Annotated in this window: 16 protein-coding genes and 1 riboswitch; of the genes, 11 read left to right on the forward strand and 5 right to left on the reverse strand. The window is 41.3% G+C overall.

Translation table 11 applies throughout. The annotated features are described in order from the left end of the window. The first annotated feature begins 111 nt into the window (after positions 1–111). Complete coding sequence (locus tag L0657_RS24675; RefSeq protein ID WP_235153446.1) at positions 112–2,139, forward strand: T9SS type A sorting domain-containing protein; 2,028 nt, start codon at positions 112–114, stop codon at positions 2,137–2,139. A 93-nt stretch (positions 2,140–2,232) separates the two neighbouring features. Further along, positions 2,233–2,299: riboswitch (Fluoride riboswitch) on the forward strand. A gap of 31 nt (positions 2,300–2,330) precedes the next feature. Beyond that, positions 2,331–3,635 carry a voltage-gated chloride channel family protein gene (locus L0657_RS24680; RefSeq protein ID WP_235153447.1) on the forward strand — a complete coding sequence of 435 codons (1,305 nt, stop codon included), beginning with the start codon at positions 2,331–2,333 and terminating at the stop codon, positions 3,633–3,635. Here L0657_RS24680 and L0657_RS24685 read toward each other — a convergent pair. Then, positions 3,632–3,922, reverse strand: a complete 291-nt coding sequence (locus L0657_RS24685; RefSeq protein ID WP_235153448.1) for a GNAT family N-acetyltransferase — start codon at positions 3,920–3,922, stop codon at positions 3,632–3,634. The genes L0657_RS24680 and L0657_RS24685 overlap by 4 nt on opposite strands. A gap of 305 nt (positions 3,923–4,227) precedes the next feature. On the opposite strand from L0657_RS24685, the gene L0657_RS24690 reads away from it, so the two are divergent. From L0657_RS24690 to L0657_RS24705, 4 genes are all read left to right on the forward strand, one after another. Further along, positions 4,228–4,392 (forward strand): lmo0937 family membrane protein, encoded by a 165-nt coding sequence (locus tag L0657_RS24690; RefSeq protein WP_235153449.1) that lies wholly within the window; start codon positions 4,228–4,230, stop codon positions 4,390–4,392. 155 nt (positions 4,393–4,547) lie between these two features. Continuing rightward, positions 4,548–5,084 (forward strand): hypothetical protein, encoded by a 537-nt coding sequence (locus L0657_RS24695; protein ID WP_235153450.1) that lies wholly within the window; start codon positions 4,548–4,550, stop codon positions 5,082–5,084. A 106-nt stretch (positions 5,085–5,190) separates the two neighbouring features. After that, positions 5,191–5,490 (forward strand): hypothetical protein, encoded by a 300-nt coding sequence (locus L0657_RS24700; protein ID WP_235153451.1) that lies wholly within the window; start codon positions 5,191–5,193, stop codon positions 5,488–5,490. 18 nt (positions 5,491–5,508) lie between these two features. Then, positions 5,509–5,793, forward strand: a complete 285-nt coding sequence (locus L0657_RS24705; RefSeq protein WP_235153452.1) for a hypothetical protein — start codon at positions 5,509–5,511, stop codon at positions 5,791–5,793. A 13-nt stretch (positions 5,794–5,806) separates the two neighbouring features. On the opposite strand, the gene L0657_RS24710 is transcribed toward L0657_RS24705, so the two are convergent. Next, entirely contained in the window at positions 5,807–6,490 is a 684-nt protein-coding gene (locus tag L0657_RS24710; protein WP_235153453.1) for an arylesterase, read from the reverse strand. 201 nt (positions 6,491–6,691) lie between these two features. Here L0657_RS24710 and L0657_RS24715 point away from each other — a divergent pair, with 201 nt between their 5' ends. Both L0657_RS24715 and L0657_RS24720 read left to right on the forward strand, forming a co-directional pair. Then, on the forward strand, positions 6,692–7,375 hold the full coding sequence (locus tag L0657_RS24715; RefSeq protein ID WP_235153454.1) for an ABC transporter ATP-binding protein: 684 nt from the start codon (positions 6,692–6,694) through the stop codon (positions 7,373–7,375). Then, positions 7,372–9,939, forward strand: a complete 2,568-nt coding sequence (locus tag L0657_RS24720; protein WP_235153455.1) for an ABC transporter permease — start codon at positions 7,372–7,374, stop codon at positions 9,937–9,939. Before L0657_RS24715 ends, L0657_RS24720 begins: the two co-directional genes overlap by 4 nt. 32 nt (positions 9,940–9,971) lie before the next feature. Here L0657_RS24720 and L0657_RS24725 read toward each other — a convergent pair whose 3' ends face one another. Next, entirely contained in the window at positions 9,972–10,538 is a 567-nt protein-coding gene (locus L0657_RS24725) for a Crp/Fnr family transcriptional regulator (protein ID WP_235153456.1), read from the reverse strand. Positions 10,539–10,927: 389 nt separating this feature from the next. On the opposite strand from L0657_RS24725, the gene L0657_RS24730 reads away from it, so the two are divergent. Beyond that, complete coding sequence (locus tag L0657_RS24730; RefSeq protein ID WP_235153457.1) at positions 10,928–11,833, forward strand: alpha/beta fold hydrolase; 906 nt, start codon at positions 10,928–10,930, stop codon at positions 11,831–11,833. Positions 11,834–11,937: 104 nt separating this feature from the next. Continuing rightward, a complete protein-coding gene (locus L0657_RS24735) occupies positions 11,938–12,705 on the forward strand; it encodes an SDR family NAD(P)-dependent oxidoreductase (RefSeq protein ID WP_235153458.1) in 768 nt (255 codons plus the stop codon). A 144-nt stretch (positions 12,706–12,849) separates the two neighbouring features. On the opposite strand, the gene L0657_RS24740 is transcribed toward L0657_RS24735, so the two are convergent. Together L0657_RS24740 and L0657_RS24745 are read right to left on the reverse strand one after the other, a co-directional pair. After that, complete coding sequence (locus tag L0657_RS24740; RefSeq protein ID WP_235153459.1) at positions 12,850–14,364, reverse strand: DUF1501 domain-containing protein; 1,515 nt, start codon at positions 14,362–14,364, stop codon at positions 12,850–12,852. Between the two features lie 3 nt (positions 14,365–14,367). Continuing rightward, complete coding sequence (locus tag L0657_RS24745; protein WP_235153460.1) at positions 14,368–17,589, reverse strand: DUF1553 domain-containing protein; 3,222 nt, start codon at positions 17,587–17,589, stop codon at positions 14,368–14,370. A 340-nt stretch (positions 17,590–17,929) separates the two neighbouring features. On the opposite strand from L0657_RS24745, the gene L0657_RS24750 reads away from it, so the two are divergent. Continuing rightward, entirely contained in the window at positions 17,930–20,332 is a 2,403-nt protein-coding gene (locus L0657_RS24750; protein ID WP_235153461.1) for an ABC transporter permease, read from the forward strand. Positions 20,333–20,384: the final 52 nt, after the last annotated feature.

A 20,384-nucleotide genomic window follows, 5' to 3' on the forward strand; every position in this document is an offset into this window, starting at 1 on the left:
ATCAGTCAATTGGTGGATTTAATCTAACAACTGATTGCCGATATTATCGCAAAATAATCTGTGATATTATATACTTCTGGAAAAAATTTATCTTTCAATAAAAAACATTTTGTGAAAATAAAACTTTACAACCCATTCCTGGTAAGAATTTGTATTTCCCTCTCACTTATTCTGTCAGCCAACGACCAACTAATCGCCCAGCGTTTTAATTCTGTCCTTTTCAGCAAACTTCCACAAAACTACCAATTGTACCCAAGAGATTCCCAAAGCGAGGGAACCGTTCCGATTTCAGGAATTGTAGAAGCTACGGGTTACAGTTACGTCTCGGTTCAGGTCTTCCGTAATGATATGCTTATCAAAAATCTGAAAGCAACCCTCAAATATGATAACAAAGGAGTTGGTTCTTTTTCAACTGAGACAAAAATAAAAGCAGAACTGGCTCAATATAGTTTCAAGGTTTTTGCTTGTAAAACCACTGACTCAACATTAATAGTTACGAGAGAAAATGTAGTAAGCGGCGATGTTTTTGTCATTGACGGGCAATCCAATTCTACCGGATTTTTTACCGAGGAAGCGACAGATCCCTATTGTCGCACTTTTGGAAAAATTACCGATATACTCAACACGACGCCATATAATCCAGTCGACACGCTCTGGGCGCTTTCTAATCAGGACAAATATTTTACCGGAGTTGGCACAATGGGCTTTGAAATACAAAAACAGCTATCACAGAAATACGGTATACCAAATTGTTTGATCAACGGAGGTTTCCACTGGTCTTCTTCTGTCAACCATGCACAGCGCACAGAAAACAACCCTGCTGATTTGAACACAGGATATGGACGAATGTTATACCGAATCCAGAAAGCAGGTTTGCAAGATGCAGTGAAAAGTTTTATTTACAGACAAGGAGAATCGGAGGCTTACCACGAAGGCTCGGATTGGGCGGGAAATTTTAGCAAAATGCGCAGCAATCTGAAACTTGATTATCCTAAACTTGAAAAAATTTACGTTTTTCAAATTGACATTATTTATTTCCCATCCACGACCGGAGCCGAACTGCGGGAGTACCAAAGAAAATTGCCTGAAATTTATCCCGATGTTCGATCGTTGGCGACCGTTGGAACTAAACAATTCGACGGGTTACATTATGGCTCCGAGGGTTACCGACAAAACGGGATGGAAGTTTCCAGACTTATTGCGAAAGATTTTTATCAATTGAAGGATACGGTCAATATAAATTCTCCCTCTTTAAAAAAAGTGTTCTATGCTTCGCAAGAGAAAAAACAATTAATTCTGGTATTTGACGAGGGGCAACAAATGGTGTATCCTGAACCATATAAAGTAAATAATCAGGTTACTTTACAAATGAAAGATTTCATTTATTTAAACGGTTTCTCTGCCGGGATTACGACCGCTCAGGCAGATGGCAACAGAATAATACTCAATTTCGACAACCCTCAAAATGCCCAAATAATTGATTACCTTCCTCCTTTCACACTGGAATCGAATTATTTTTATCCCTACAATGGTCCCTATCTAACCAATAGATTAGGAATGAGGGCGTTCACTGTATATCAGTTCCCGATTGCTAATAGCCTGAATTCCGTTAATTTAGCATCTTCGGTCAATCCGTTTGGCAATGCTGTTTTAAGCTGGTCGGAGGTTGCCGGAGCTACAAATTATGTGCTCGAACGGAAACGTGCCTTTGAGGAAAACTATGTTAGTATTGTTAATCTTTCGTCGGCGGCGAGAAGTTATGAAGATAAGACCAATGGTTGGTCTGGAAAAATTTCATACCGTTTAAAAGCGGCCAACGATATTTCTGAGTCTTCGACTTATGGTTATTCGGAAGTCGAAATTCCTATCGTTCTCGGAACAGAAAAGGAAGACAAGAATTCCTTTGAAATTTTCCCAAATCCAGCTACAAATAATGAAAGAGTCTCTGTTCGTTTTACAAGTCCTAAAAAAGGTGTGATTTTGCTTATCAATGCCTTCGGGCAAGTTTTGCGAAAACATGCCGTAAATCATCAAACGATAGTTACTCTTGATATTCACGATCTCCCCAGCGGCAACTACCTGATCCGGTTACAGACAGAAAATAAATTGATTACTAAAATGATTTCCATTGTCGATTAAAAAATCATAATTCGAAGTTGGTAAGCTGAGATTCACTGTTTTTACTTTTGTCGACAAAAGGTTAATATGAAAAAAAATTTCTGAATATATTTGCTGCATCAAGGAAATGGTGTTTTCCTATTTAAAACCGCCTTAAAAAGCTGATGACGCCTGGTCAATTTTAATGTAGAACATTATTTGCCAGAATTATCATGTCTGAAACAAAATTCAAAATGCCTTCTAACGCCAAAAGTTACTTTTTGTCTTTCAATCAAAAGTTTCCATCAACGAAGTACATTTTCAAATGGCTGTTTCTTAGCTCCGTTCTCGCCATTTGTGTTGGATCCGTTTCTGCTTTTTTTCTTGTATCGTTGGAATGGGCAACAAAATTAAGAGAAGCCAATATCTGGTTAATCGCGCTGCTGCCGCTTGCGGGTTTTCTGATCGGGTTATTATATTATTACTTTGGAAAAAGTGTTGAAGCCGGAAACAATCTCCTTATAGATACGATTCACGATCCAAAAGATTTCATTCCATTAAAAATGGCACCATTCGTTTTAATTGGTACCATTGCGACGCACATTTTTGGAGGATCAGCCGGCCGCGAGGGAACGGCACTGCAAATGGCGGGATCCATCGGAGAGCAGTTTTCAAGATTGTTTAAACTCAGCAAAGAAGATAGAAGAATACTGCTTATTTCAGCGGTGAGCGCAGGATTCGGTTCCGTTTTTGGAACTCCACTGGCCGGTGCGATTTTCGGGCTGGAAGTATTTTTGATCGGAAGATTAAGATATGACGCAATTTTTCCAGCATTTATGTCGGCAATTCTGGCCAGTCTGGTCACCGATTCCTGGCAGGTTTCCCATACGCATTATCATATTTCATTCATCCCAAAAACTTCTGTTCTAACGATTTTATATAGCATTGGCGCAGCGATATTATTCGGCATTACAGCAGCCTTTTTCAGCAAAAGTATTCACGCTGTATCCCGAATTTTCAAGTCAAAAATCGACTTCCCTCCATTGCGGCCCGTTGTCGGTGGCATTATTGTGGCACTTGGTGTCTGGGTTTTAGGCACTACTAAATATGTTGGGCTTGGGATACCAACCATACTGCTTTCATTTGAACAGAATCTCCCACCCTATGATTTTCTTCTGAAAATTATTTTTACAATCATCACGCTCGCCGCTGGTTTTAAAGGCGGAGAAGTTACCCCGCTTTTTTTTATAGGTGCAACTTTGGGTAACGCGCTTTCCTATTTTATTCCACTTCCGGTCGGACTGCTTGCCGGTATGGGCTTTGTAGCTGTATTCGCCGGGGCTACCAACACTCCGCTTGCCTGCACACTCATGGCGATCGAATTATTTGGCAGTGAGTGCGGAATTTATGTGGCTATTGCCTGCGTAGTTTCTTACCTGTTTTCAGGAAGCAGCAGCATTTACAGTGCACAGATGATCGGCGAACCAAAAAATTCAGTTTTTCTGGAACAGTCCGGTAAAAGAATGCGTGAACTTTAATGATGCGCGACCAGCTTTTTCCACTCCGGATGCCTTTCCAGAAAACTGAGCACATAAGAGCAGCGCGGAACAATCTGTCTGTTTTCAGATTCCAGCAATTCGAAGGTTTTTGTCACCATCGCTGACGCGACACCTCTTCCTTCCAGCTCCGGCGCAACTTCCGTATGAATCAGATAAACCAGATCGTATTTTATCACATAGTCGATAAATGATCGGTATCCGTCAACTATGAATTCAAAATTGTGCTGTTCCTTATTATCTACAAGAGGAATATCTTCGTATTTCACGTTTCTATAATTTAATGTTGACGCCAATTTAAAGTTAACCAACTCTAAAACCAATCAATTCTTCTACACATTTTTCTGATTTCAGCACATCAGGCCACGTGATATTTCCCGGTATACAATTACTTACAATGCCGAAACGACTTATTGAGGGCTTTTTTCTACAACTATTAGGGATAAAATGGTAACAAAGTGTCGTTTCTGGCTAAATACGGGGAATTAAACCGTTTTAAACAATCAAAAACGCTTTGGCACTTAATTTTAGTAATACTATCAAACATTAACAATCAAACTAACTTACTACCACCATGGGAAATCTACTTTATACAATAGCCGTTATTCTGGTTATTTTGTGGCTTATTGGCTATTTCGGCTTTGCTAGCTTTGGAATGGGAAACATCATTCACGTATTGCTGGTAATCGCTGTTGTTGCCGTTATACTGAGAGTGATCCGTGGAGACAGAGTCGTCTAACAAAATACTTCATCAATAAATATTGGCTCAGAACTTTCAATAGTTCTGAGTTTTTTTGTGCCCACATTTTTAATATTTGCCGGTTCATTTCCAGGCATAATTGTTAGTACAAGAAACAAAAGCTGAACCATTTAAGATTTAACAATTAAATAACAATGGACAATCCTGACGAAATAATTATCCCAGATACTGTTACCGCTGTCTTTACTACGAAAGACAGTTCGGAACGGGCATACAACGAATTAATTTCTCGCGGTTACAAATCAGATGACATAACAGTTTTGATATCGGATGAAACGTGGAAGCTGCATTTCTCTGACCAGGATCATTCCGATCTAACTACGAAAACTTTGGAAAATGCCGGATTGGGGTCCGCAATTGGCGGAACTGTGGGCGCTGTGGCCGGAGCGATAGCGGCAATCGGTACTGCAGTGATTATTCCCGGCTTAGGAATAGCTGTGGCGGGACCAATCCTGGCATCTCTCTCAGGTGCGGGCGCGGGAGGACTTACGGGCGGAATCATTGGCGCGTTGGTTGGGTCCGGTGTCTCCAAAGATCACGCAGAACACTATGATAAAAGCTTGAAAGAGGGCGGAATCATTATTGGTTTTAAACCAAAAACTGTTGGAGACAGGATTGACATTATCACGGCGTGGAATAGCTACGGTGGCCGTCAGATCCATGAAGATTAATTTCAGGAAAATTTTTATTAATATAATAGCGAGTGCAACCCTTTTTGATTCGCACTGGTTTTTTTGGTATAATAATTTTGGTCGATGAAAACCACAAGTTTCGTATATGGCAGATTTTATAAAATGTAAGAAGGAGAATGGGTTTCTTATCTTTGATACCATCGAAAAATATCCGGAAAATATTGCCGATGATATTCTTGATGAATTCGTGAAGCAGGATCTTGAAGCGATTATTTACAAAACCTCGGGAGACCCTCTCTTTCAGGTTACAGGCAGAATTCGTGAAAGTTATGTTAAATTAATTCATGATGAGGCGGGCGAGGATCCAGTTTCAAACAGAACGAATGTAATTAAAAAAGCACTTGAAAATACAATTCAGGAGCTGGTTTTGAACAATTTAGATTAGCGTAAACAGTTTATTTTAATGACACACGAAAAGGTATTTAAACGTAAAGATGGAAGTCTGGTTAAAGTATCGGTCTGGTTATATGTACATCTTAATAAATCGAATTGGGGATATTCAATTTTCCTGAAAGAAAAAGACGCAGACAAATGGATAGATCCGTTCAGTGATAATGAATACATTACCCGCGTCATGAAGCCGCAATTTGTCAACGGACTGAAGCACGACACTTTTGACAATTATGTTTCCAAGAAAGAGATACTTCAGACAAAACTTGAACTTTGGGAGATCATTAAACCATTTTGATTTCCCAAAGTTATTATAAGATGTCTTTTAGCGTATTCCAAACTGTTTCAGCAACAATTTTATGACCTTCTTCGGTAGGATGTATCCCGTCTGGAAGGTTTAGTTTTGCCTCGCCGCCTACGTTTTCCAAAAGAAATGGAATTAGCGTTAGATTATTCTTCTTCGCAAGTTCAGGATAAACATTCCTAAACTCTGTCGTGTAGGTTTTGCCCATACTTGGCGGCATTTGCATTCCAGCTAAAACCAGCTTGGCGTCCGGGTATTTTGTTTTTACCTTGTCCAGAATCGCCTGTAAATTTTTCTTAGTTTCAGTTACAGGAATACCTCGAAGGCCATCATTTCCACCAAGTTCAAGAATAAAAACATCCACAGGCTGCTTTAAATTCCAGTCGATCCTGCTGTTACCTCCTGCCGAAGTTTCACCGCTCACACCCGCGTTAACTACTTTATAATTAAGTCCCAACGAGTCGATTCTTTTTTGTGTCAGTCCTGCAAATCCCTGTGTCGGATCATCGAGCCCGTACGCCGCTGTCAGGCTATTACCGAAGAAAAGAATTGTCTTGGTGGTTTTCTTCTCAACCACTTTCTCGTTTGCAGTTGAGTCATTTTGAGTTGGTTCAGTTTTTTTGTTGCTGTTGCACGCAGTTATCAGCATTACTAATACAAAAACTCGCGTGATTGAAAAAATTGAATTCATGATTGTTTTAATTAAATCCTTCGTTGATGATTTTTGATAAATACAATTCCAGTGCCTTCATTTTTACAATTGAGCGGCATCAACATGTAAAAATATAATATTAATGCTTTATATTACCTGTTAGATCGTTTTCTCAGAATATGTGGGCCGGTCATTTCCTGTCTATCTGGAAAATAAGTAACGCTACAACGAAATTAATTGATGAATACAATACTTAATCTTGAACAAGTAAGTAAGATATATAAAAGCGGCGATCGTTCCCTAACCGTTTTGGATAATATAAGTTTTTCTGTTGAAGCCGGCTCGACGATGTCTATCGTTGGACCATCGGGAAGTGGAAAAACAACGCTTTTAGGATTATGTGCCGGGCTCGACCGCTCCTCATCAGGAAAAGTTGAATTACACGAAACCCGTCTGGACGGCCTGAGCGAAGATCAGCTGGCGGCAGTTCGTAATCAGTATGTCGGATTTATTTTCCAGAACTTCCAACTCATGCCGACGCTGACTGCGCTTGAAAATGTGATGGTCCCGCTGGAATTGCGCGGCGAAAAAAATATTCGTCCACGGGCCCTGGATCTTTTGGATAAAGTTGGACTTGCTGAGCGTAGTCACCACTATCCTACGCAACTGAGTGGCGGGGAGCAACAGCGCGTTTCGCTGGCGAGGGCATTTTCCAACAAACCTCAAATACTTTTTGCTGACGAACCTACTGGTAATCTGGATGCTGAAACGAGCGAAAAAGTGGTTAAATTACTTTTTGATCTAAACAGAGAAGCAGGAACAACATTGGTCGTCGTCACGCACGATTTGGATCTTGCCGCAAAAACGCAAAGGATTATCAAAATTAAAGGAGGAAAAATAATCTCCGATACACAGACAAAATGATTTCTTCCGACGATTCTTTTGATAACAAAAACAGCCTGAACTTTCCATGGCTTTTGCAAATGGCCTGGCGCGATAGCCGGAAAAACCGATCGAGACTTCTCCTTTTTGTATCGTCCATCGTGCTGGGTATTGCTGCCCTTGTGGCAATCTATTCCCTGGGCGACAATCTCAGACAAAATATCGATAGTCAGGCAGCGGAACTTCTTGGAGCCGATCTTCAGGTTTCTGGAAATCGTCCCGTAACAGGAAATACAAAAAAACTGATCGATTCGCTTGGCACAGAACGTTCGGAAGAAAGAAGTTTTGCATCGATGATTTTATTTCCAAAAAGTGGCGGAAATCGTTTGGCTCAGGTAAAAGCGCTGGACGGAAATTTTCCATTTTATGGAGAATTGGAAACAATTCCTGCAACTGCCGGAAAAGATTTCAGGTTAGGAAAACAAGCAATTGTGGACCAGACACTTATGCTGCAATACAATGCAAAAGTTGGCGATTCTATAAAAGTAGGAGAAGAAACATTTGGTATTGCCGGTATTCTGATGAAAGCTCCGGGACAAACCGGGCTCACGAGCTCAGTCGCCCCCTCGGTTTACATTCCGATGAAGTATCTTGACCAAACCGGCCTGATGCAAAAAGGAAGTCGGGTTGCATACAGACATTATATTAAGTTCAAACCCAATACGGACGTTGAAAAGCTGCTGAAAACCATAGAACCGAGGCTGGACGCGGCAGACCTGGACAATAAAACTGTACAAAGTCAAAAAGAGGATACCGGCAGATCTTTTAAGGATCTGACTCAATTTCTGGCACTTGTCGGTTTCATCGCACTTCTGCTTGGATGTATAGGTGTTGCCAGCGCAGTTCATATTTACATTCGCGAAAAACTTAACTCCATCGCAATTTTACGTTGTCTGGGTGTGAAAGGTTATCAGGCTTTTTTAATTTACCTCATTCAAATCGCTGGAATTGGTCTTTTCGGGTCAATTTTAGGTGCCGGACTGGGAAGCATCATTCAGCAATTTTTACCCATCGTACTTAAAGATTTTCTACCTTTTGAACTTACCACCGGAATTTCATGGCCAGCCATTGGACAGGGAATTGGTATCGGACTAATCATTTCCATACTTTTTGCAATGCCTCCCTTGGTTGGCATCCGAAAAATCTCTCCTTTGAATGTTCTTCGCAATACCAGTGAAACCAGCGGAGTTGAAAAAGATCCGGTTATCTGGGTCGTGTACATTCTGATCATCCTGTTCATTTTCGGATTTTCTTATCTACAAACGCGGAACCTAATTCAGGCTTTATCTTTTACAGGCGGTATCCTCGGTTCTTTCATTGTTCTCACTGCGATTGCGACGGGGCTTATGTGGCTGGTGCGGAGATTTTTCCCTTCTTCATGGAGTTATCTGTGGAGACAAGGGCTTGCAAATTTATTCCGTCCCAACAATCAGACCGTAATTCTGATTGTCTCCATTGGCCTGGGCACTTTATTTATTTGTACTTTATTTTTCACACAGACCATTCTCCTGAACCGCGTAAAATTGTCTTCAAGCGGCAACAAGCCTAATATTGTTCTTTTTGATATACAATCAAATCAAAAAGATGCTGTCATCTCGCTTGCGAAACAACAAGGATTACCGGCGGATGAAACGGTCCCAATTGTCAACATGCGACTGGAATCAGTCAATGGAAAAAACGGCTCAGAGATTAAAAATGACTCTTTGAAAAAACAATCGAGGCGAATTTTTGGTCGGGAATATCGGGTAACATTCCGCGATTCATTAACTGCTTCTGAGAAAATGGTTCAGGGCAAATGGACAAGCTCTTTTACGGATCAGTCAAAACTTGTTCCGATTTCTATCGAAGAAGGTTTTGCTGAAAGGAATCAAATAAAGTTGGGCGATACGCTCCTGTTCAATGTACAAGGCGCAATGATGCAGACTGTTGTTGGCAGCATGCGTGAGGTAAACTGGGCGGAGGTCCAGACCAATTTTCTTGTTGTTTTTCCAAAAGGAGTCCTTGAAGAAGCACCTCAATTCCATGTCTTGCTTACTCGTGTCACCTCTCCTGAAATGTCTGCGAGATTCCAGACTGCACTGGTTCAAAGATTTCCCAACGTTTCCATTATTGACCTTGCGTTGGTTCTCAAAGTCATTGACGAACTGTTTAGTAAAATAGGATTTGTCATCCGTTTTATGGCAGGGTTCAGTATTTTGACCGGTCTTGTCGTACTGATTTCATCTGTATTGATTAGTAAATACCAACGGTTGCAGGAAAGTGTTTTGCTTAGAACGCTTGGTGCCAGCCGGAAGCAGATCTTTGCAATCACGGCACTGGAATATTTCTTTTTGGGGGCGATGGCAGCTGCTACTGGCATCATCCTGGCTTTGATAAGCAGTTTTGCATTAGCAAAATTCACCTTTGAGACAGAATTCAAGCCGGAATTGCTGCCGGTATTAATCTTATTTCTGCTGGTTTCCGGGTTGACCGTTTTTATCGGATTGATAAATAGCCGGGGAATATTATCCAAATCTCCGCTGGAAGTTTTACGGCAAGACGTTTAAGTTGATTCGAGAAATTTCGATGGAACAGATAATTATTTCTCTGGATGAATTCGAAGAAGTGTGTCCAAACTGATACCCAGATAAGACGCGATATGTTCCAAAGGAACCCGTTCTACGATTTGAGGTTGGATAAGGAGCATGTAGTCGTATCGCTTCCTGGCTGTGTCAAGTTTAAATAATTTCGCCTGTTCCTCCTGCCGGGCTAAAACACCTTCCATGAGTTTCCGACCCATGGCATCGATTTCCGATGACCGGCTGAAAAGTTCATAAAGCTTATCCTTATCGAATATAACTGCTTCCAAATCTTCCTCAGCCAGGATGGCATACTCCGATCCTTTTTCTTGCTTCAGACTGCGTATGTTTGTAGCTAATTCATTTTCGAAATAGAAATTGGTGTTCAGCTCCTGACCTTCGTGGCTGTAAACAGCTCTGCAATACCCAGTTTCAATGTAGAAAATGGATTTACAGAGTTCACCGGTTTTCAGCAACGCCTCCCCTTTCTGAAAATGGCGCGTCGTTAAAACCTTAATTAAGGCATCCCAATTTTTTTCAGATGTTTCGGGGTAATGAAGCTTTATATAAGTGTAAAGATTTTCCAAGTTTCAAGGATTTAAGTAAAAATCTAACTTATATTTTTATAAATCACATTATCTAAGCTAAAATAACGTGTGCGTACCCACAATGACCCTTATTTACAATTAATTATAAAATTTATTAAGTTTTCTTATTAATTCAAAACATTATTGAATTACTTATTCGTGATAGAATATTCTTAACAATGGAGGTGAAATAATTTGATAGACTTGGGCGACAGATTACAACGGATTCTAACACTTTATCGAAAAAAAATAGTTTTTACACGACGCAAAAAGCTGGCCCCAAGAGTTATTCAAATTTTGGAATGATTATTTTAAATGCCGATTTACCTGACTTATAATTTCTTAAAGCGGGCTTTTTCATCAAACTAAATTCTAAATTTTACATCGTTATGAATTTCATAGAATCTTCGTCAAATACAAGCGAGACGCCTGTTAAGTTATTTGTTCAGGATGTCGGACAGGGAAAACCGGTTGTGTTTATAGCCGGATGGCCTTTAAGCAGTGAAATGTGGGAATACCAGTTTAACGTTTTGCCGAAACATTTCATACGCTGTATCGGTTATGATCGTCGCGGCTTTGGAAAATCTGATAAGCCATGGGATGGTTATGATTACGATACGCTGGCTTCCGACTTAAATGCTGTCTTGGAAGAGCTGGATCTTTATGATGTCACACTTGTCGGATTTTCTATGGGCGGTGGAGAAGTTGTCCGTTACCTTTCGCAATTCGGCGACAAGAGAATAGCGCGCGTTGCTCTGATAAGTTCTGTTGTTCCATTTATGCTGAAAACAGACAATAATCCGGATGGTCTTCCAAAGGAAATGTTTGATGGATTCGTAGAAAGTGCCGAGGACGACAGACCTAAATTCCTTGCTGAATTTGCCAAATCATTCTATGGCAACTCTTTCCTGAACTCCAACGTAAGCGATGAAATACTGATATGGCATAACGCTCTGGCTTTGCAGGCATCGGGACGGGCGACCAGCCGTTGTATACGATCTTTTAGCGAAACTGACTTCCGTGCAGACTTGGCAGAAATAAAAATACCCGTATTGATCATTCATGGTGATGCTGACAAGACTGTCCCTATCGAAGTGAGCGGACAGAAAACATCTGAACTGCTACCGGAGGCACAATACATCGTCTATGAAGGTGCGCCGCACGGACTCTTTATCACTGAAAAAGAAAGATTAAATCAGGATTTAATAAACTTCATTGGCGGTATTGTTCATGAAGACAGTGATCTTAATGATGATGACGAAGACAATTTTGCTTCAAGTGTAGGAAATTTATAGGAGGCTTTTAAAGGCAAAGCTGCTCTCTGTTATCAGGCAAGTCTGATCCAGGGAGCTTTTGTCAGTTATACAGGGATAAGAATTACTTACTTAACGTGAAAAATATGTTTTCAGAAAAACTTAATCTAACCGGAAAAACTGCTGTTATAACAGGTTCAAGCCAGGGAATCGGTGAAGGAATAGCAAACACATTTGCAGAATTTGGGGCTAATATTGTCTTGCATCACCACGATGGCGAAGAAGATGCTGAAAAAATTGCCGCTTACTTAAAGGAGAAATACAAAGTCGATGTTCATATAGTTCAGGCAGATTTTACAGATAAAAACGGAGTAAAAAAATTCTATGACTCTATCATGGAAAAAGTAGAAAAGGTTGATATCCTAGTGCTGAATGCTTCAATACAAAAAGCTAAGAATTGGCAAGATTACACACCCGCTGATTTTGACGATCATATAGAAGCAAATTTTAAATCAACATTTTTCCTGATGCAGTATTTAGCTCCTGCAATGGTTGAAAGAAATTGGGGCAGAATTCTAACCATAGGCAGCGTACAGCAGGTAAAACCACACCCGAACATGATCGCGTATGCTGCCATGAAATCTGCTGTTTTAAATCTCGTACAAAATATTGCTATGCAGCTTGCAGATAAGGGAGTTACAGTAAACAACCTGGCGCCCGGCGTTATTTCGACACCACGGATTGACGAGCACGTACCCGAGGCAGATGAAAGAATTCTTCAACGGTTGCATACGCCATCAGGCGAAATCGGCGTACCCGAAGATTGTGCAGGTATGGCGCTCTTTCTTTGCTCTGATGCCGGAAAGTTTATAACCGGGCAAAATATTTTCGTAGACGGAGGTATGAGTCTCTAAAACATAATAAACAGATTCAAGATTAACAGCCGGTTTAACTGTATTCAATATAAAAAAATAGCCATGCTCTATACATCTATCCGGAGCATGACTATTTTTTTTTGTCATTAACAAAACGTTGAACGCAGCGATAAAGAATGATTTTCAAGACAAAATATCCCTCACAACGGATCCATGTACGTCAGTAAGCCGGAATCGTCGCCCCTGAAATTTGTAGGTCAGGCGCTCGTGGTCAACGCCCATCAGGTGCATTAGGGTAGCCTGAAAATCATGTACATGAACCGGGTCCTTCACGATATTATAACTAAAATCATCTGTTTCACCATAACTGATACCTGGCTTCACTCCTGCCCCTGCCATCCACATCGTAAAACATCTGGGGTGATGATCTCGCCCGTAATCGTCAGCCGTAAGCTTACCCTGAGAATATACCGTCCGCCCAAATTCACCACCCCAGATCACAAGCGTATCTTCCAGAAGCCCTCTCCTTTTCAAATCCATAATCAACGCTGCCGTTGGCTGATCTGTGTTTTTACACTGATGCGCAATACCTTTTGGCAAACCCCCATGGTTATCCCAGCCCTGATGATACAGCTGAACAAATTTGACGTCTTTCTCAATCAGTTTTCTTGCCAGAATGCAATTTGCAGCATAAGTTCCGGCATCACGGCTGTCGGGGCCATAAAGCTCAAACACCTCGTCAGGTTCATCTTTTGTATCCATCACTTCGGGCACTGAGGTTTGCATCCGGTATGCCATTTCGTACTGAGAAATCCGCGCATCTACTTCGGGATCACCATAGGCTTCATTTTGTAACTGATACAGTTTTTTCAGATAGTCCAGCATTTCTTTCCGATCTGTTCCGTCATAACCTTCGGGATTATTTAAAAACAAAACCGGGTCTTTTCCTGATCGAAATTGTACGCCCTGATGTTTGGAGGGCAAAAAACCGTTACCCCAAAGACGCGCATACAAGGGCTGATCTTTCGATCCGTTTTTCGAAACCAAAACAATAAAAGTCGGAAGGTTCTGATTGTCTGACCCAAGACCGTAACTTACCCAGGAGCCAATCGACGGCCTTCCGGGAAGCTGGTTTCCGGTTTGAAAAAAGGTAATGGCCGGATCGTGGTTGATCGCTTCGGAATGGATTGATTTAATGATGCAAAGCTCGTCTATAACTTTCGCAGTATGCGGCAACAGCTCACTGACCCAGGTTCCACTTTTTCCAAACTGATTAAATTTATATATTGAAGGTACCATCGGAAGTGCGCTTTGATTGGCACTCATACCGGTAAGCCGCTGCCCCTGACGAACTGAATCAGGAAGATTCTGACCAGCCAGATCTACCAATTTCGGTTTGTAATCAAACGTCTCAAACTGAGACGGACCGCCGCTCATAAACAGATAAATCACCCGTTTTGCTTTCGGAGCAATATGGGGCAATGCTTTAAGTATTTCCTGTTCAAAATCCGTAGCGTTTTCCGGCGCAGATACCTGCGATGTATTCAAAATCTTTCCGGCACCCAGCAGCGAACCCATGGCAAGCGCACCTAATCCCAGCGATGTTTTGGTTAGAAAACGCCGCCTGTCCAGCTTTTTATTCAGTTGGTCAAATTCGGGACCATTCAGTCTAAATTCTTCGTCGTGATGCTGTGACATAGATTATCTTTTGGTCAATGTTGCGTCCGAATTCAATATGGTACTTGCGACTACCGCGTTTGCAGCTATCGAAGCTACGTCTGATTTTTTATCAATGCTGACTTGTCCCGCGCTAAGCCAGCCGACTGCTTTTTGAGGTGATTTTTTAAATTTTTGATATTCGCTCCTTTGCATTGTTTCAAGCAAATCAATCTCTTTTACAGAAGGCTTCCGGCCGGTAAGTTTTCTATATGCCATAATAATAGCCTGTCTGTTATCAGAAATCCGGCTCATTTTCTCTCCCAATACTTTCATCGCTTCTACAAAAGTTATATCATTCAGTGTCACCAAAGCCTGTAACGGTGTATTGGTTTTCTGTCTTCTGACAACGCAAAAACTTCGGGACGTCGCGTCGAATGTGGAAAGTGTGGGATTGGGAACAGACCTTTTTACGATCACATATAAACTCCTTCGGTAAACAATCTTACCGGAATCCGGCTTGTAAGTCGTGTTATTTATTTCCCATAACCCGTCGGGTTGGTATGGTTTCACACTTTCCCCGCCAATTTTGTCGTTTATCAATCCACTGGCCATCAATACATTATCGCGGATCATTTCAGCAGTCATCCGGTTAGAAGGCCCGCGGGCCAATAATCTGTTTTCAGGATCTTTATCCCGATTTTCTTTGGAGGTTTTTGAGTCCTGACAGTAAGTTGACGACATGACAATCATTTTATTTAATTTTTTAACGTCCCAACCCGATTCCTGAAAACTGATTGCCAGCCAGTCTAGCAGTTCAGGGTGGCTCGGAAGCTCGCCCTGATTGCCAAAATCTTCGGTGGTTTTGACAATTCCGGTTCCAAAGAAATTTTGCCAGAAACGGTTTACAGCGACTCTGGCCGTCAGCGGATTTTCTTGATCTGTCAACCAAAGCGCAAGACCATATCTGTTTTTAGGAAGATTTTTCGGGAATTTCAATATAGATTCAGGCGTATTTGGCGAAACTTCCTCACCAAACGCATCATAATTACCGCGCAAAAGAACATGAGTTTTTTTCGGCTTATTCATTTCCTGCATGACCATTAGCTCGCGAATATTTTCCGAAGAATCAGCCAGCATTGTTCTCGTTCTTGTTAATTTATTGGAAGCCGAAATGACTTTTGGAGATAGTGCTGAGAAATAGTATGCTTTTAATATCTCAATATCTTGCCTGGACATTTGTTCTTTTGCCTTACCAACGATTGTTTCCCAGGAGTTTTTCCGGGCCAGAATTCCGATTTCATAATCAGTCAAGACCCCGTCATATACTATTACATCATCAACCTTCCCACCTTTAAAACCCAATCCACGCCACCATCCACCAATCTGCAAACCAGGCTGTTTTTCAACTTTAAATAGAATATCTTTTGTCAACTGATCCATTGTCGTTTCCATTACGCATTTTTTTCCATCAAGAAATAGATTAAAACCACCTGCTTTTGACGAGCCATCATAAGTGACAGTCAACTGAATCCACTGGTCCCGGGGAATTCCCTTTTGCGTTATTTTTGTAATTGCGTTAGACGGTGCGGTATGTGCCATATTGAGTTCCAGCCTGTCATCTTTCAGGTATAAATGATAACCTCTGAAATTATAAAGTCGCTCAGCCTGAGACTTATGTAAGATCACGCCTTCTTTAAGATCTTTCGGAATATTTAACCAGACACCGATACTGAAAGGCTGCGAACGGCGGAACACACCAGTCTGGTCAAGATCTAAAAAAACATCACCGTTCATCACCAAAGCTTGCCCGTTGTCATGGGTCACAAAAACGGGGTTATCTCCCGTTTGCCCTGATTCTCTTTTCATGATACCTTTTTGTTTCGGCTTTACAGCGTTTCTTAACGCGTTTTTTTCAAAAGAAAAATGCGCCTGCAAATTCGGTTTCGGTAAGTTTTCCGTTCCCAACTCCCTGTATTTTTGCTTATTAATCCATTGTTGAAAATCAGTTTCAGAAGCCGCTTTTGCCTTCTCAACCTCCAATTCCTCTGAAGCGATCCGGGAATTTATAAACCGAAGCATTTTTTCCTGCTGATCGGTCGGCAACATCAACGTCGGTGTCGGCAATGCGTCGTCCCAGGAAATCTGCCCGGCTTCTTTTACATTATTAAAAAAGCTAAAAAGCTGGTAATAATTCTTTTGCGAGATAGGATCGTATTTATGGTCGTGACATTTTGCACAGCCTACGGAAATTCCAAGCATTGCATCACCAAAAGTATTAGTTCGGTCTATTACATATTCCGTCTGAAATTCTTCCTCCACGATCCCACCTTCCATATTTTGCTGATGATTCCGATTGAAGGCAGTCGCGATAATCATATCCTTGGTCGGCTTTGGCATTAAATCTCCCGCAAGCTGCCATTGCACAAATTTGTCGTAGCGCAGGTTTTTGTTAAAGGCATTGATAACCCAATCGCGATACGGCGACATGTCACGCAGCCTGTCCACAGTATACCCATGAGAATCTGCAAAACGAGCCAGATCAAGCCAGTCGACGGCCATTTTCTCACCGTAGTGAAGTGATTTGAAAAGCCGGTCAACTTGTTTTTCATAAGCATTAGTGCTTTTATCATTCAAAAATGTATTAATTTCTTCCAGCGTTGGTGGAAGCCCGGTCAGATCCAGCGAAACCCTGCGCAGCAACAACTCCTTGTCGGACTCCAAGGAAGGCGTCAATTTTTCCTGTTCAAGTTTGGCGAGAATATAATGGTCAATCGCATTTTCGACCCACTTTTGGTCTTTTACCTCAGGCAGATCTGGTTTTTTAGGTTTTACAAAAGCCCAATGAGGCTTATATTCAGCGCCATCCTCAATCCATTTGATCAAAACAGCCTTTTCTTTGGCGGTCAGGCTCAGATGTGAATCTTTGGTTGGCATCATATATTTCGGATCGTTGGAAATAATTCTGTGATAAAGCTCACTTCCTGCCAGTTCGCCCGGATTTATAGCAACCTTGCTCGGATTTTCCGGGAGCATTCCATAAGCAGCATCCTTAATATCAAGACGTAAACCCGCTTTCTGTTTCGCCTTGTCCGGTCCATGGCAGGCAAAACATTTGTCAGAAAGCACAGGTTTTACGTGCTGGTTATAATCCAGCTTTTCCGGTAATGCGTCGTATGCAATTTGCACGTCCGCGGGAAGTTCCGGCCCGCAGGAGAACAGGCAGGTACAAACCAGTATCGCGACAAAGATTTGAAAACACCGCATGGTAGGTCAAGTTCAAAATTCCATTAAAACAAATATATAATTTAATAAATTGTAAAAATTATACAAAATTCACTCAGTTTTATTTTAATAGTAATTTTTTAGTCCACGCTCTGAGAAGTCATGGTTTTAAAACGCAACAGAGACTATAAAGTCTTACCGGTATAAGCGGATATTTTTAACAAAAACTAGAAATCAGATGACAGTTTGAGCTGTCCGCTTACGAACAAAAATGTCCGGTTTTGAACATTCAAAGCCTGAAAAACACGGTTAGAAGCCATATAATTGTTATGGCATAACATTATTGTATTAACCTTCGGTGCAACCGATAGATCTATTAGCCATGATAAAAAACTACTTTAAAATCGCGTTCAGAAATCTTATAAAACACAAGTCATTCAGTTTTATCAATATTATAGGCGTGGCCATTGGTCTTGCATGTTTTTTACTTTTGACTTTATACGTCAAAGATGAACTGAGTTATGACCGGCACAACGTAAATGCTGAAAGAATTTACAGGTTGTCACGGACTTTCCTTTCCAAAGATGGAACAGAATCGCTTCGTCTGGGACATGCCGCGCCACCTTTCGGCCCACTTATCCGGCAGGATTTTCCAGAAATAGAACAAGTTGTCCGTTTGCTCGAAACAGACGCGATGGTTCGTTATGGAGAGCACATTTTTAATGAAGAAAACATCTACGCTGCGGAAGATAATGTTTTCAAAGTGTTCTCATTCAATGTTTTGCAAGGAAATCCTGCAAACGCGCTGGTTAATCCATTTTCCATTATGTTTTCAAGACCAATGGCAGAAAAATATTTTGGAAAGGAAAATCCGCTTGGTAAGACAATCCGGGTTGATAACGAGTTTGATTATACCGTCACCGGCGTTTACGAACCTTTTCCCTCCCAAGCCAGCTTTCATCCAAACTTCCTGATCTCGTTTTCAACACTTGCTGACGACCGGGTATATGGAGCTGAAAACCTACGTTCGAATTGGGGGAATAATTCCTTTTCCACGTTTTTATTGCTGGCGAAAAATTATGATCCTGAAAAACTCGTCAAAGCATTTCCGGCTTTTCAGAACAAACATATTGATCCAAAAGCTTCGACCTGGTCAGTACTCAATTTGACGAAACTGACTGATATTCACCTTCATTCACACTTGGATTCTGAAATGGAAGCCAACGGAGATATACAATATGTTTATTTGTTTTCTGCAATTGCCATTTTTATCCTGCTTATTGCCTGTATCAATTATATGAATCTGGCAACAGCGCGATCAGCCAAAAGAGCAAAAGAAGTTGGTATGCGAAAAGTCGTTGGTGCGGTTCGCAGCCAGCTCATCAACCAGTTTCTGAGTGAATCGATCTTGCTGGTTTGCATTTCGCTGATTCTTGCATTTGCCATTGTAGCAATATGCCTGCCGTTTTTGAATGATTTTACCCAAAAGCAGCTTACTGCAAATTCGCTGTTTACGCCGTCTTTCATCGCGATCGTCATTTCTATAACACTTTTTACCGGCCTCGTTGCTGGAAGTTATCCGGCATTTTTTCTAACTTCTTTTCAGCCAACAAGTGTGCTTAAAGGAAAAATAGCCTCGGCATTGAAAAACGGGCGTTTGCGTCAAACGCTTGTCGTGGCCCAATTTGCAATTGCTGTTGTGCTGATAATTAGTACTGCTGTGGTTTATAGTCAAATGAAATTTATCCAAAATTATAAGCTGGGTTATTCAAAAGATCAGGTCATTCTGCTCTCCCCGCCTGCCGATTCTACTACTAATTTCGAGGCGATCAGTCAGGAATTAAAGCAAAACAGCAACATTACAGAAGTGGGCCGCTCTTCCCGCATTCCTTCCGTCCGGCTTCTTGATTCCTGGGAAGCTTATGTAATGAAAGGTGATTCGATGACACCGTCTGATATCAATATTAAATCGCTTTCGGTTGATGAAGATTTTATTCCTGCATACAAAATTCAAATGGCTGCCGGCAGAAACTTTTCAAAGAAGTTTGGAACCGACAAAACGGAAGGATTCATATTAAACGAAACAGCAGTTCATATGCTGGGCTGGAAAAATGCAAAAGATGCGATCGGTAACCGTTTTGGTTACGGACAGGTACGTGGTCAGATTATAGGCGTTACCAAAGACTATCATTTTGAATCACTCCATCAAAAAGTTGCGCCGATCGTGATGTTTATGCAAACTGAAAACCCGAGATGGCTTTCGGTACAGATCGCTGGCGGTGATATTAAAAATTCTGTTGATCACATGAAAAAAGTATGGGAGAGCCGGTTTCCTGACAAGCCCTTTTCCTATGAATTTCTGGATGAACGATTTGGAAGGTTGTATGCCCGTGAACAAACGCAGCAGCTTCTGTTTGGAATTTTCGCCGGCATCGCCATTTTCATTTCCTGCCTTGGTCTGCTCGGATTATCTATGTTTATGGCAGAACTTCGTGTGAAAGAAATAGGTGTTCGAAAAGTACTTGGCGCTTCCATTCCAAGTCTGGTTGTGCTTCTGTCAAACGACTTCCTTAAACTGGTGTTGATCGCTATTATAATTGCTTCTCCTATTGCCTGGTATGGCATGCACAACTGGTTGGAAAATTTCGCTTATCATACAAATATTTCTATCTGGATCTTCGTCGGCGCCGGATTTCTTTCGGCTGGAATCGCATTGCTAACGATCAGTTTTCAAAGTATCAAAGCGGCATTGCGAAATCCGATAAATGCTTTGAAAAGCGAATAGATTTCTGTTCAAATTGAGTTAAACATCAGGCAATAAAAAACCGGCCGGAAGA

This window comes from Dyadobacter sp. CY345 (genome assembly GCF_021502725.1).
GTDB lineage: Bacteria > Bacteroidota > Bacteroidia > Cytophagales > Spirosomataceae > Dyadobacter.